Genomic DNA, 13,830 nt, shown 5'->3' on the forward strand with positions numbered 1-13,830 from the left:
ACTGCGTCCGGGCGGCAGAAACACAAAAGGCACCCCTGAGGGTGCCTTTTTCGTGACAGCGATGTCGCCGGGTGCTTAGGCAGCGGCTTTGAGCTGGGCGGGAGCGGCTTTCTTCTGCTCGCCGATGGGCAGCACGGTGCGACCGAACTGCTCGTTGATCACGGTGGCCATGGCCAGGTAGATGGCGCTGGCGCCGCAGATGATGCCTTCGAAACCGGCGATGGTGCCGATCAGGGTACTGCCGGTGAAGTCACGGGCAGCCAGCAGGAAGAACAGCACGGTCAGGGAGGCGAACACGAACTGCTTCACGCGGGGGAAGTTGACGGTCCCGATCAGCATGAACAGGGTGAACATGCCCCACATCAGCAGGTACCAGCCCATGTAGGCGTGCGGGGTGGCCTCGGCCAGACCCATGGTCGGCATCACCAGCAGGAACACCAGGCTCCACCAGAAGGTGCCGTAGGAGATGAAGGCGGTGACACCGAAGGTGTTGCCACGCTTGTACTCCATGATGCCGGCGATGATCTGGGCCAGACCGCCATAGCACAGACCCATGGCCAGGATCATGGCGCTGATGGGGAAGAAACCTGCGTTATGGATGTTCAGCAGAATGGTGGTCATACCGAAACCCATCAGACCCAGAGGGGCAGGGTTGGCCAATTTTTCGCTCACGTGGTGTTCTCCAACAATAGAGGTGGGGTTGATAAAAGACGCGCGATTTTAGGCAGGCTCAGGGGCCCGGGCAAGGGGGGGACACACAGAAATGGTAAAAAAAGAACACGAAAGTTTAAGTGGCCAACCATTCGTGCCATTCAGGTAGACGAGTGGTGAATGAAAAACGTTTTCAACGTTGCGATTTTGTATAAAAGGCAACTTGGCATGAAAGTCGGCAACGACGATGGTGACTGGGACTGGTGAGGGAAACGCGCCCCGGATGGTCGCGTCATGGCGGTTTGATTGAAAAATGAGTTCATATGCCATCAGACCAGAGTGTTTCCCTCCTGTTTGTGGCGCATGGACCTCCCGTATCGCTTGCCATCGCAGTGTCCGTTGCGCTCCCCATTTTCTCGTCAACCCCGCGCTCGCCACCGTGTTCCCTACACAAGGGCGGGGCGCCTGAGAAACCCGCAGGCGCGCTGTGTTGACTGCCACGGGCGAAAGGGGCGCAAGATTAACGGGCAGGATCAGAGGCTGCCCTTGTCAGAAAGCCAGAGGCGGGATGGGCCATGGGCCCAGTAAAGACGCTTCGAAATGGAAGGGGGGCGCGGGGTTGGCCCTGTGGCGTGCGCGAGAGGGTGTTCAGGATTGGCCCGATTAGACACTGTATATCTAATCGGCCATCTATTTTGACATGCCGACATGCCGACATGCCGACATGCCGACATGCCGACATGCCGACATGCCGACATGCGGGATAACGGGATAACGGGATAACGGGATAACGGGATAACGAGATCTTTCGAGACGGCTAGCGAGAGATAAATCCTGATGGCAGGGGTCGGGGGAGGTTAGAGAAGGGGAGGCAAGCAGGGATAAGGCAGCTCCACCATGATGTCGCCGCCGCTAGGCACAAAGGGAACAGCAGGGGCAAAGCGCGGGACCAGCCACCGCCCGCTCGCTCCGGCGGGAAAGAAAGGGATGAGAAAGGGTCGAGCAACTGGCACCGCACGGGTATCTGGGCGGTGGGCACCTTAAAATGGCCAGGAAGGCGTTATCCGGTGGGGGTCGGGGGTGGGAGCCCCTTGGGCCATATGCCGTCGGGGCAAACAAGAGGGGCATCCGGCGGGCGCCGGATCAGTTGTCCAGGGTCAGCACCACCTTGGCTTCCTTGTCCGTCTCCTTCACCTGGCTGTCGAGCACGAAGAGGCGCTCCGGCGCGATGCCCTGGGTATCCACCAGATACTCCTTGGTGTTCTGGGCGCGGCGCATGGCGAGGTTTCGCAGGGACTTGGCGGTGATGAGCTGCTGATCCCGTAGCAGGAGCACCGCCTGGGCGCGCAGGGCCTCGCTCCCTTCATCGAGTCGCAACCGGTCGGCCAGATCCCCGAGATCTTCGTTGAACTTGGCTTCATAGGCCTCTGCCAGTGCGGATTGCATGGCGGGATCCTGCTCCAGCAGCGTCAAATCCACCGGGCTGCCGGTGATCTTGGCCAGCAGCCGCTCAAGCTTCTGGCGCTGAAGGATGGGGCGCTCTTCGTTGAAGTTGACCTTGCCGCGGATGTTCATGCTGAGCTTGGGCCTCTCCTTGAGGGCCTGGGCGAGGGTGGTCAGCTTGGTCTGCTGTGTCGGGGTCAGGGCGGGATCGCCAGGCAGGAAGGGGAGCTCGTCGAGATCCTTGGTGCCCCCCGTCAAGGACGCAAGCAGGGAGAAGGGGGAGGTGATGGCCTTGCCGAGGGTATTGCCGAGCACGTCCCAGAAGATGTTGCCCAGGCTGAAATCAGGCTGATCCAGATTGCCCTTCACCTTGAGGTTCATCTTGATGACGCCGTTCGAATCGCTCAGCAGGGCGATGGCGAGGCCGAGGGGCAGATCCTTGGCCTGCTCGCTCTTGACCTTCTCCCCGAGTTGCAGCTTCTTGATGGTGATGTCGTTGTCCCCCTCCAGCCGGTTGCCCTGCAGCTTGTAGTTGAGTTTCATGGAGAGCTGCCCCTTGTCGATGGCATAGCCTGCATAGGTGCTGGAGTAGGGGGTGAAGGTGGTGAGCTCCAGATTGTTGAAGGCCACGGCCACATCCAGCACGGGATCCTCGATGAGCAGGTTGGCGCCCCCCCGGATGGTGACGGGGGCGTAGCGGTCCACCTTGCCGTTGAAGGCGAGCTCGGAGCGCTGCCCCGGGGTGTTGCTGATATGGCGGCTCTAGCCGTCGAGGGAGGCGATGTCCACCACGAACTCCGGGCTCAGGCTGCGATCGGCGAAGCGCAGGTTGCCCTGGGCGGTACGGATCTGATCGATGACGATGTGCGGGGCGGGGGCGCTCTCCCTGGCGTTCGCGGCGGGTTGCGGCAGCAGCAGTTGCTGCACGTTGGTGATCCCCTCTTCGTTGATCTCGATGCGGGCATAGGGTTTGCTGAGCAGGATGTCGGCGATGCGCAGTTGCTGGCTCAGGCCATCATAGTGCAGGCCGCTCAATTGCAGATTCTCTATCTGGAGCAGGCGCTGGTTGTCGGCCCGATCCAGCACGTTGAGCCCCGCGACCTCGAGTCCACCGCTTATCTCCAGCTTGCTGATGGCCCCCTGGCGGTCGGTGACCAGGTCAAGTCTGGTGCGGCTGGCAAGCTCGCCGTCCCGCACGCTGATGCGCAGCAGATCCTGCAGGTAGGGTTGGGCCAGGGTCAGCGGCAGCCCCTGCTGGCGGATGGCGCCGTTCAGGGTGAAGGGGGTCAGCCCCAGGGTGCCGTCAAACGCCACCGTCGTCCTGGTGTCGAGGGCTGCGTTGAGGGTGAGGGGGCTGGGTTGGGCGGCCTGGCTGCCAAGGGGCCCCAGGGTGAGGGCGATGGCGGAGATTGCCCGTTTCAGGGGCTTGCCGCTGGTGGCTTCGGTCAGGGTGAGGCTGCCCTGGTCGATGCGGGTCTGCTTGAGGGCCCATTGCCAGGGCTTGGCGGGGGTGGCCGGTTGTTTGCCCCCCTTGGGGGTCTTCTGGGGGATCAGCAGGTCCGCGAGATCCAGTTGTTGCTGGTGGTCGAGGACGGCGGTGATGGCCGGGCTCTTGAGGGTGGCGGCATCGAGCTCAAGGCGCTGCTTGTTGCCATCGATGCGGATCCCGGTCAGCGCCAACTGCTTGAAGCGGGCAAATTCCTCCCCCTTGTTGCGTGTGAGCTGCCAGTTGGCCAGGGTCAGCTTGCCCTTTGACAACTGCCAGTCCAGTCCCTGCTTGCCCTGGGTGAGGCGATAGGCGAGCTCGGCGCTGGCCTCCCCTTTGGCGAGGGTCGCCTTGAGATAGGGGGCCCAGAGGGGGGCGAAGGGGGCGATGGCCACCTTGCCAAGGCTGAGGTTGCCCTTGCCGGCGCCGCTCATCATGTCGAACTCCCCTTCGGCCTTGAGGGGGCTTTTCTCGTTGACGGTGGCGCTCAGGCGATAGGGGTTGAGCACCCCGTCTGCGCTGGAAAAGCCGGGCAGGTGCAGGGTGAGCTTGTCCAGGGTGAGGGGCGGCACCCACCCCGGGCTGCTCTGCTTGCGGCTGTCCCGGTAGCTGAGCCGGCCCTGCTCGACGGACAGCTTGCCGATGGTCACCAGCACGGGCTCGGCGCTAGCTGGCGGTGTTTGCTCCGGCGCAGGGGAGAGCAGGGAGGCCAGTGCATCGGTCAGATTGAAGCGCGCCTCCCCTTTGAGATCCTCGAGGCGCACCAGATCTGCCTTGGGGGCGGTCAGGGTGGCCTCTTCCAGTACCAGGGCGCGCTGCTGCCAGCTCGCTTTCAAGGCGGGAATGAGCTTCAGCTCTTCAAATGACACCAGTGCTTGCTGCTTGTCATCGAGCAGGGCGCTGGGCCCCAGCACGAGGGAGGGGGAGCGGATCCCCACCTCTATCTTGCCAAGGGAGAGGTGCAGACCGTAATGGGTGGCAAGCCAGCCGGGGAGATGGCGCTGGATGAGGGTCGGCGCCTGCCAGAGCAGGATGGTGATGCCGATGAGCAGGAGCGCGAGAAGATAGAGGGCATAGCGCAGCAGACGAGCGGGCAGAGGCTTGAGCATGATGGTCTCCATTTGATGCGCATATGGTAGCAATTAATCGTGCCCGGTTCATGGGAAGGACTCATGAGGTGCGCCGCACTCTGACCGGGCTGGGGAATTATTGTGCGACCAAGGCCGGATTTCCCCCGTTTGCCCCACCTCGCCGCTTGCCCAAACCGCCCAGTCTGTCCGGCATGCCGTGACGGGCGATGTGGGGAACAAGGGGGTTGCCGGGTCAGGGCCTGCCACTGCGAATATCCACTGGAAAACCGGGATACCGGGGGCGAGATCCCCCCAGAGTCTGTCAATCCCCGTCGGTTTTCAAGCCGCCGAGGGAGTGGATGCAGCGCTGCTCGGCGACATCGAGCTCGGCCATCACCATCTGGATGTCCTCCAGCTGCTGGCGCAGGGAGTGGCGTCTGGCCTCGATGAGCTGGATCATGGAGTGAAGCTGCATCCGGCTGGAGCGGTCGGTGTCGTACATGTCGAACAGCTCGCGGATCTCCGCCAGGCTGAACCCGAGGCGCTTGCCGCGCAGGGTCAATTTCAGGCGGATCCTGTCCTTGTGGCTGTAGATACGGGTCTGCCCCTCCCGGGTCGGGGTGATGAGCCCCTCGTCCTCGTAATAGCGGATGGTGCGGGGGGTGATGTCGAACTCCTGGGCCAGCTCCGAGATGCTGTAGGTCCTCTCCTTGCCACTGGCGTGTCTGGCTCTCATGGTGCGCCCTCCTGATGAGCTGGCGGGGTCCTGGCCCCGCGGCAAGGGCCGGGTTCATGATGCATGATGGCCTCCCGGGGTGCGCTGCTCGCGCTCTTGTGCTAGGTGCCGTCCCCTCCCGTGCAGGGCCTGGCCGACCCGGGAGCCGTTGGGGTGCCCCAGCAGCTCGCTCACCCACTGGCCGGTGGCGGCCAGCTGGTCGAGATCGACGCCGGTGCTCATGCCAAGGCCGTGCAGCAGATAGACCACCTCTTCCGACGCCACATTGCCGGAGGCGCCGGGGGCATAGGGGCAGCCGCCGAGCCCGGCCACCGAGCAGTCGATGGTGCGGATCCCGCGCTCGAGCGCCGGCAGCAGGTTGGCCAGCCCCTGGCCATAGGTGTCGTGAAAATGAACCGCAAGCCGGCCCGCCGGGATCTCGTGCAGTACCGCATCCAGCATGGGAGCCACGGTGCCCGGGGTGCCGACGCCGATGGTGTCGCCGAGGGATATCTCGTGGCAGCCCAGATCCAGCAGCCGCTCGGCCAGGGCGGCGACCCGTTTCGGGCGGGTCGGGCCGTCGAACGGGCAGGCGATGACGGTGGAGAGGTAGCCGCGCACCTTGATGCCGAGGCTGCGCGCCTCCTGCACCAGGGGGGCGAAGCGCACCAGGGACTCTTCCACGCTGATGCCGATGTTGGCCCGGGTGAAGCCGTCCGAGCAGGCGGTGAAGAGGCCTATCTCGTCGGCGCGTGCGGCGATGGCGGCCTGCAGACCCTGCAGATTGGGCACCAGGGCACCATAGCGGGTCGGCCCCCTGCGCGGCAGGGCGTTGAAGAGTGCGGCGGAATCCGCCATCTGCGGCACCTTTTTGGGGGAGACGAAGGCCCCCACCTCGATGCGCTGCAACCCGCTCTCGGCTAGGCGGGCGATGAACGCCAGCCGCTGCGCCAGGGAGAGGGTCGCAGCTTCATTTTGCAGGCCGTCCCGCGGCCCCATCTCCACCAGGCTGACCTTGTCGTCCCGGTTCTCGTGCGTGTGGCTCATGAGCGCTCCTCCTGCGCGGTATGGTCCTCGACAAAGCGCACCAGCACGGCGCCCTGGCTCACCTGTTCCCCCTGGCGGCACTGCAGGGCCTCAATCACCCCGTCCCGGTCGGCCTTTAGGACGTGCTCCATCTTCATCGCCTCCAGCACCAGCAGGGGTTGCCCCTTGCTGACCGGCTGGCCGGCCTCGACCTGCAGCGCCACCACGATGCCGTGCATGGGGGCCAGGATGCCCGGGACATGGCTCGTGTCATGATCATGGTGGAGCTGATGATGCTGATCATCGAGCGAGAAGCGGATGCGCCTGCCCGCCAGGTGCAGCAAATAGGCGCCCTCGCCGAGGGGCTGCACCGGATAGCGCTGCCAATGTCCACTCTGGCACAGGCGGATCTGATCTGACCCGAGTTCAAACGGGATCTGCTCGCCCTGCCAGAGCAGGGCGCCCCCTCGCTCGGCGAGGGTGAGAGTGCGGGTCTCCTCGCCGATGCGCACCGTGGCGCAAAAGCGGCGGGTGGGGCCCAGCCGAAAGCCTGCGGCCTGCTGCCAGGGGGAGGCATCGCGCTTGCAAGTGGCGAGCCAGAGGGTGGCGAGGGGCCAGGCGAGCGCCGGAACGGGCAAGGTGTCGGTGGGAATGGGCCACTGGGTGTGGTGGCGCATCGCCAGCACCTCTGGCGCTTCGCACAGGCGCTGCAGGAGCGGGCCGTTGTGCACCAGAGGGCCGAGATCCAGGGCTGCCAGGGCATCGGCCAGGGTGGCAAAGGCTTCGCTGCGGCTCGGTGCGTGGGCGACGAGCTTGGCGATCATGGGGTCGTAATAGGGGCTCACCTCATCGCCAGCGGTGACGCCGGTGTCGATGCGCACCCCCTTGGGCCAGGTGAGCCAGTGGATGGGGCCGCTCGCTGGCAGAAAACCGGCGGCCACGTCCTCGGCGTAGAGGCGCGCCTCCACCGCGTGGCCACGCAGCACCACTTCATCCTGGGTGAGGGGCAGCGGTTTGCCCTCGGCCACCGCCAGCTGCCAGGCCACCAGATCCTGACCTGTGATGGCCTCGGTAACCGGATGCTCCACCTGCAACCGGGTGTTCATCTCCATGAAGAAGAACTCCTCCTTGCAGAGCAGAAACTCGATGGTGCCGGCCCCCCGATAGGCGATGGCCTTGGCCGCCGCCACGGCCGCCTCGCCCATGGCGCGGCGCAGGGCAGGGGAGATGTCGGGGGCGGGGGCCTCTTCGATCACCTTCTGGTGGCGGCGCTGCAAGGAGCAGTCCCTGTCCCCCAGATAGATGGCGTTGCCAAGGGCATCGGCAAAGACCTGCACCTCCACGTGGCGGGCGCGGGGGAGATAGCGCTCCAGCAGCACATGGTCGTCGCCAAAGGCGGCACTCGCCTCCCGCTTGACCGCCGCCAGGGCGTCGTCAAAGTCGGCCAGCTGATCGACCCGGCGCATCCCCTTGCCACCGCCGCCGCTGGCCGCCTTGATAAGGAGCGGGAAGCCCACCTGGCTCGCCTGATCGCGCAAAAAGCCGGGGTGCTGATCCGCGCCGTGATAACCGGGCAGCACGGGGACGCCGGCTGCCTGCATCAGCGCCTTGGCGCCCGACTTGTCCCCCATGGCGAGGATGGCGGCGCCGCTTGGGCCGACAAAGCGCACGCCCCGCTGCTCGCAGGCGGTGGCAAAGTCGCTGTTCTCGGACAGGAAACCGTAGCCCGGGTGGATGGCGTCGGCATTCGCCTCTTTGGCAATCTTGAGCACCTTGCCGGTGTCGAGGTAGCTCTCCCGGGCGGGGGCCGGCCCCAGATGCCAGGCCTCGTCGGCTTCGCGCACGTGCATGGCGCGGGCGTCGGCGTCGGAGTAGAGGGCGATGGTGTGAATGCCGAGGCGTCGTGCTGTCTTGATGATGCGCACGGCGATTTCACCGCGATTGGCGATCAGCAGGCGCTTGATGGGAGTGTGATGGGTCATGCTTCGTCCTTGAAACGGGGGCGCCAGGTGGGGGGGCGTTTGTCGAAGAAGGCCTGGATCCCCTCCTGTGCCTCGAGACCGACCCGTACCCGGGCGATGGTCTCGACGGTCTGCTCTTCGTGCTGGTGGCCTGGGCGCCCTTCGAGGGCGGCCAGCAGCCGCTTGGTCTCCTTCATCGCCTGGGGGCCGTTGCGACATAACCGCAGGGCCATGGCGCGTCCCTCCGCCAGCAACTGATCAGGCTGGCTGAGCCTGTGCACCACGTTGAGTCGGCAGGCGGTGATGGCATCGAAGGGCTCCGCGCTCAGCATGTAGCGGCGGGCCTGGCGCATCCCCATGGCGCGCACCACGTAGGGGCTGATCACCGCAGGCACCAGTCCCAGGGTCACCTCGGAGAGGCAGAAGCGGGCATTTTCGCTGGCCAGCACGATGTCGCAGGCGCAGACAAGGCCTAAGGCTCCGCCGTAGGCGGCCCCCTGCACCAGGGCCACCGTGGGGAAGGGCAGCTCGTCCAGTGCCTGCATCAGGTGGGCCAGCACCCGGGCGTCCTCGCGATTCTTGTCAAAGGCGCGGGGGTCGAACGCCTCCCCGGCCATCTTGCGCATCCACTCGAGATCGGCGCCCGCGCAAAAATGCGGCCCCTCGGCGCGCAGCAGCAGCACGTGGGGGCGGTCGGCCAGCGGCTGGCCGTGGGCCAACTCGTCGAGACAGTCGAGCAGCCCCTGCATCAGGTCGGCATCGAGGGCGTTGTGACGGGCCGGGCGGGCGAGCACCAGCTCGATCACCGGGCCGTGGCGCTCAAGGCGAAAATGGGCAAGGGGATCGTTGAAGAGCGGGTCTGACATATGAACTCCTTACATCCGGAAGATGCCGTACTGCAGAGGGCCAGGCTCGGCCCCCTGGCAGGCCGCCAGCGCCAGGGCCAGCACGGTGCGGCTCTGGGCCGGGTCGATGACGCCGTCATCCCACAGGCGAGCACTGGCGTAATAGGGGTGACCCTGGCGCTCGTATTGCGCGATCACCGGGGCGCGAATGGCGGCCGCCTCCGACTCGCCCAGAGTCTTGCCCTCGGCGGCCAGCTTGTCCCGGCGCACCTGCACCAGCACCCCGGCCGCCTGCTCGCCCCCCATGACGGAGATGCGGCTGTTGGGCCAGCTGAAGAGAAAATCCGGTTCATAGGCGCGCCCGCACATGCCGTAGTTGCCAGCGCCGAAGCTGCCGCCGACGATCAGGGTGATCTTGGGCACCCGGCTGCAGGCCACGGCGGTCACCAGCTTGGCGCCGTGCTTGGCGATCCCCTCTTTCTCCGCCGTACTTCCTACCATAAAACCGGTGATGTTTTGCAGAAACAGCAGCGGGATCCCCCGCTGGTTGCAAAGCTGGATGAAGTGGGCTCCCTTCTGGGCGCTGTCGCTGTGCAGCACGCCATTGTTGGCGAGGATCCCCACCTGCATGCCCTCAATGCGGGAAAAACCCGTCACCAGGGTAGTGCCGAACAACGCCTTGAATTCGTCAAACACAGAGCCATCCACCAGCCGGGCGATCAGTTCTCGTGCGTCATAGGGGCGCTTGAGACTGGTGCCCACCAGGCCGTAGAGCTCCTCGATGGGGTAGTGCGGCTCATCATAGGAGGGAGCGGATGGGGCCGGTGACGCCGCCGTCTGGCTGTCACCCAGGTTGCTTACCAGGGTGCGGGCGATGGCCAGGGCATGGGCATCGTCCCGGGCCATGTGATCCGCCACCCCGGAGTGGGCGCAGTGTACCTCGGCGCCGCCCAAGGCTTCTGCGCTGATCTCCTCGCCGGTGGCGGCCTTGACCAGGGGTGGGCCCGCCAGAAAGAGGGTGGCCTGCTCCCTGACCATGATGGACTCGTCCGCCATGGCGGGCACATAGGCGCCGCCGGCGGTGCAGAGCCCCATCACCACCGCCAGCTGGGGGATGCTCTGGGCCGACATGCGAGCCTGGTTGTAGAAGATGCGGCCAAAATGCTCCCGGTCGGGGAACACCTCGTCCTGCATCGGCAAAAAGGCGCCGCCGGAATCCACCAGATAGAGGCAGGGGAGGCGCAGCCGCTCGGCAATGGCCTGGGCGCGCAGGTGCTTTTTCACCGTGAGGGGGTAGTAGGTGCCGCCCTTCACGGTGGCGTCATTCACCACCAGCATGCACAGGCGCCCCGAGACCCGGCCGATGCCGGTGAGGATGCCAGCGGCGGGCACCGGTTCGTCATAGACCTGCCAGCCGGCCAGGGCCGAGAGCTCGAGAAAGGGGGAACCCGGGTCCAGCAGCTGGTCGATGCGCTCCCGGGGCAGCAGCTTGCCACGGGCCTGGTGGCGGGCGTTGTTGGCCGCGCCCCCGCCCTGGGCTATCTCCTCCAGGCGGGTATTCAGATCGTCGACCAGTGCCTGCATGGCGGCCCGATTGGCCTCATAGTCGGGGCTCGCGGTGTCGAGACGGGAGTGGATCCTGCTCATGCGCTCTCTCCCATCAGCTCGCGGCCGATGAGCCAGCGGCGGATCTCCGAGGTGCCGGCGCCGATTTCGTAGAGTTTGGCGTCCCGCAGCAGGCGGCCTGTGGGGTATTCGTTGATGTAGCCGTTGCCGCCGAGCAGCTGGATGGCATCGAGGGCCATCTGGGTGGCGTTCTCGGCGGCAAACAGGATGGCGGCGGCGCAATCCTTGCGGCTGGTGCGGCCCTGATCGCAGGCGCTCGCCACCGAATAGACCAGCGCCCGGCTGCTGGCGAGACGGGTATACATGTCGGCGAGCTTGCCCTGCACCAGCTGGAACTCGCCGATGGCCTGACCGAACTGCTTGCGCTCGCGCACATAAGGAAGCACCACGTCCATGCAGGCCTGCATGATGCCAAGGGGGCCTGCTGCCAGCACCACCCGCTCGTAGTCGAGCCCGCTCATCAGTACCTTGACCCCGCCGTGCAGGGGACCCAGCAGGTTCTCCTGTGGCACCCGGCAGTTGTCGAACACCAGCTCGCAGGTACTGGAGCCGCGCATGCCGAGCTTGTCGAGCTTCTGGGCGGTGGAAAAACCGGGAGTCCCCGCCTCGACGATAAAGGCGGAAATCCCTTTGGGCCCGGCGGCGGCATCCGTCTTGGCATAGATGACGAAGGTGTTGGCATCGGGCCCATTGGTGATCCACATCTTGTTGCCGTTCAGCACGAAGTGATCTCCCTCGCGCACCGCAGTGAGGCGCATGCTCACCACGTCGGAGCCGGCACCCGGCTCGCTCATGGCCAGCGCCCCCACGTGTTTGCCGCTGACGAGGGAGGGCAGATATCTCGCCTTCTGATCAGGGGTGCCGTGGCGGTGGATCTGGTTGATGCAGAGATTGGAGTGGGCGCCGTAGGAGAGGCCGACCGAGGCGCTGGCGCTGCTCACCTGCTCCATCACCAGCACATGGGCCAGATAGCCGAGGTTCACCCCGTCATACTCCTCCGCCACCGTGATGCCGTGCAGCCCCAGCTCACCCATGCGGGGCCAGAGATCCCGGGGGAAAGCGTTGCTCTGATCGATCTCGCTGGCGCGCGGTGCGATCACTTTCTGGCAGAAAGCCTCGACCTGTTCGGTCAGGGCCTGGAGGGTTTCATCCATCAGGGCATGCATCCGTGCTCTCCTTGGTGCAGTGGACTGCCGATTTCCCCTGCCATCAGGGTGATGACTGGTCAGTCCATTCGTGATTCAAGTTTACGTTAGCGTAAACGTAAATGAGTTGTTAGTCTAAGGTAAATTCGATGGCAGCCCGCCGCAAGGGCTACCCGGGCAGAGGAGCGCAAGGAGTGAACAGGATGTGCAACAGCAACATGGATGTGGCCGGCCCAGGGTGGCCTGCCATCGCCTGCCAACGGGCTAGGAGGGGGGCATGAGCCAGCATCGCACCCAGTACGGGGATCTGCCGCTCTACATCGGTGGCGAGGCGTGTCCGTCCGCAAGCGACGAGTGGATAGAGGTGACCGACCCGGCGGACCAGCATCTGCTGGCGCGGGTGCCGAAAGCTACCTCTGCGGAAATTGAGCTGGCGGTGCGCACCGCCCACGACGCCTACCTGCAGTGGCGGGAGGTGCCTCCCTCCGAGCGGGCTCGGGTGATGTTCAACTACCAGCATCTGTTGAAAGTGCATCATGACGAGCTGGCGACCCTGCTGGCCCAGGAAACCGGCAAGAACCTGGCGGATGCCAAGGGGGATGTGTGGCGCGGCATCGAGGTGGTGGAGCAGGCCTGCGCCATCGCGAGCCAGACCCTGGGGGAGACCATGGGCAACGTGGCGCGCCGGGTGGATGGCCACTCCTGGGTGCAGCCCCTCGGGGTCTGCGTCGGCATCACGCCGTTCAACTTCCCGGCCATGATCCCGCTCTGGATGTTCCCGCTGGCGGTGGCCTGCGGCAACGGCTTCGTGCTCAAGCCCTCCGAGCAGGATCCTCTCACCCCCATGCGCCTGGCCGAGCTGTTTACCGAGGCGGGGGCCCCCAAGGGCATTCTGTCGGTGGTGCATGGCGGCGCCGATCAGGTGGATGCGCTGCTGGCCCATCCCGATGTCAAGGCAGTCAGTTTCGTGGGCTCGGCCCGGGTGGGCGGTCACGTCTATCGCAGCGCCACGTCGCAGCTCAAGCGCGCCCAGTGTTTTGTCGGCGCCAAGAATCACATGGTGATCATGCCGGATGCCAACAAGGCGCAGGTGCTCAGCAACTTGGTGGGAGCCGGAGTCGGCGCCGCCGGTCAGCGCTGCATGGCCATCAGCGTGGCGGTGTTCGTGGGGAGCGCCCGGGAGTGGATCCCCGAGCTCGCCGCCGAGTTCGCCAAGGTGAAACCCGGCGTCTGGCACGACCCCGAGGCGGCTTATGGCCCCCTCATCAGCCCGGAGGCGAAAGTCAGGGTGGAGGGGCTTATCGAGGCGGGGATTGCCGAGGGAGCCGAGTGCCTGCTGGACGGCCGTTTTTGCGACGTACCCGGCTACCCGGTGGGCAACTGGGTGGGACCGACCCTGTTTCGCGGCGTGACCCCCGAGATGCGCATCTACCGGGAGGAGATCTTCGGGCCCGTACTGGCCTGCCTCGAGGTGGAGAGCCTCGACGAGGCGCTTGCCCTCATCAACGCCAACCCCTATGGCAACGGCACCTCCCTCTTCACCGGCTGTGGCGCCGCCGCTCGCAAGTTCCGCCACGAGGTGGCGGTGGGCCAGGTGGGGATCAACGTGCCCATCCCGGTGCCGCTGCCGTTCTTCTCCTTCACCGGCTGGCGTGGCTCCTTCTACGGGGATCTGCATGCCTACGGCAAGCAGGCGGTGCGTTTTTACACCGAGACCAAGACGGTGACGGAGCGCTGGTTCGACGAAGACATTCCCAGCGGCCCCAATATGACCATTCAGCTGCGCTGATGGCAGGTTGCCCACTTTGCCCTGGTGCCCCCATTGACAGCAACGGATCGACGGAACAAATACAAAGGAAGCG

8 protein-coding genes and 1 pseudogene are annotated in these 13,830 nt (G+C 65.4%); 1 reads left to right on the forward strand and 8 read right to left on the reverse strand.

The genetic code is table 11. The features are described 5' to 3' along the window. Nucleotides 1–75: 75 nt before the first annotated feature. The 8 genes and pseudogenes from PG896_RS03070 to PG896_RS03105 all read right to left on the reverse strand — a co-directional run bounded on the left by PG896_RS03070 (nt 76) and on the right by PG896_RS03105 (nt 11,989). Nucleotides 76–672, reverse strand: coding sequence for an acetate uptake transporter (locus PG896_RS03070; protein ID WP_029314465.1), 597 nt, complete (start codon nt 670–672; stop codon nt 76–78). A 1,122-nt stretch (nt 673–1,794) separates the two neighbouring features. Then, a pseudogene (locus PG896_RS03075) lies at nt 1,795–4,701 on the reverse strand (DUF748 domain-containing protein). 271 nt (nt 4,702–4,972) lie between these two features. Beyond that, nucleotides 4,973–5,386, reverse strand: a complete 414-nt coding sequence (locus PG896_RS03080; RefSeq protein WP_103243207.1) for a MerR family transcriptional regulator — start codon at nt 5,384–5,386, stop codon at nt 4,973–4,975. A gap of 54 nt (nt 5,387–5,440) precedes the next feature. Further along, entirely contained in the window at nt 5,441–6,412 is a 972-nt protein-coding gene (locus tag PG896_RS03085; RefSeq protein WP_270835363.1) for a hydroxymethylglutaryl-CoA lyase, read from the reverse strand. After that, entirely contained in the window at nt 6,409–8,373 is a 1,965-nt protein-coding gene (locus PG896_RS03090) for an acetyl/propionyl/methylcrotonyl-CoA carboxylase subunit alpha (protein ID WP_111896675.1), read from the reverse strand. The genes PG896_RS03085 and PG896_RS03090 overlap by 4 nt, the downstream gene beginning before the upstream one ends. Next, a complete protein-coding gene (locus PG896_RS03095; RefSeq protein ID WP_042878770.1) occupies nt 8,370–9,218 on the reverse strand; it encodes an enoyl-CoA hydratase-related protein in 849 nt (282 codons plus the stop codon). The genes PG896_RS03090 and PG896_RS03095 overlap by 4 nt, the downstream gene beginning before the upstream one ends. A gap of 9 nt (nt 9,219–9,227) precedes the next feature. Beyond that, on the reverse strand, nt 9,228–10,844 hold the full coding sequence (locus PG896_RS03100; protein ID WP_270835364.1) for a carboxyl transferase domain-containing protein: 1,617 nt from the start codon (nt 10,842–10,844) through the stop codon (nt 9,228–9,230). Beyond that, complete coding sequence (locus tag PG896_RS03105) at nt 10,841–11,989, reverse strand: isovaleryl-CoA dehydrogenase (protein WP_109112914.1); 1,149 nt, start codon at nt 11,987–11,989, stop codon at nt 10,841–10,843. The genes PG896_RS03100 and PG896_RS03105 overlap by 4 nt, the downstream gene beginning before the upstream one ends. A 256-nt stretch (nt 11,990–12,245) precedes the next feature. Between PG896_RS03105 and PG896_RS03110 the strand changes: the two genes are divergently transcribed. Continuing rightward, a complete protein-coding gene (locus PG896_RS03110) occupies nt 12,246–13,757 on the forward strand; it encodes a CoA-acylating methylmalonate-semialdehyde dehydrogenase (protein WP_270835365.1) in 1,512 nt (503 codons plus the stop codon). The last annotated feature ends 73 nt before the right edge of the window (nt 13,758–13,830 follow it).

Origin of the sequence: Aeromonas sp. QDB30 (genome assembly GCF_027707645.1) — a bacterium.
GTDB lineage: Bacteria > Pseudomonadota > Gammaproteobacteria > Enterobacterales > Aeromonadaceae > Aeromonas > Aeromonas caviae.

Coding starts and splice junctions, on each gene's coding strand:
- PG896_RS03095 (WP_042878770.1), bottom strand. CDS start 9,218: ATGTCAGACCCGCTCTTCAACGATCCCCTTGCCCATTTTCGCCTTGAG.
- PG896_RS03110 (WP_270835365.1), top strand. CDS start 12,246: ATGAGCCAGCATCGCACCCAGTACGGGGATCTGCCGCTCTACATCGGT.
- PG896_RS03085 (WP_270835363.1), bottom strand. CDS start 6,412: ATGAGCCACACGCACGAGAACCGGGACGACAAGGTCAGCCTGGTGGAG.
- PG896_RS03105 (WP_109112914.1), bottom strand. CDS start 11,989: ATGCATGCCCTGATGGATGAAACCCTCCAGGCCCTGACCGAACAGGTC.
- PG896_RS03100 (WP_270835364.1), bottom strand. CDS start 10,844: ATGAGCAGGATCCACTCCCGTCTCGACACCGCGAGCCCCGACTATGAG.
- PG896_RS03090 (WP_111896675.1), bottom strand. CDS start 8,373: ATGACCCATCACACTCCCATCAAGCGCCTGCTGATCGCCAATCGCGGT.
- PG896_RS03080 (WP_103243207.1), bottom strand. CDS start 5,386: ATGAGAGCCAGACACGCCAGTGGCAAGGAGAGGACCTACAGCATCTCG.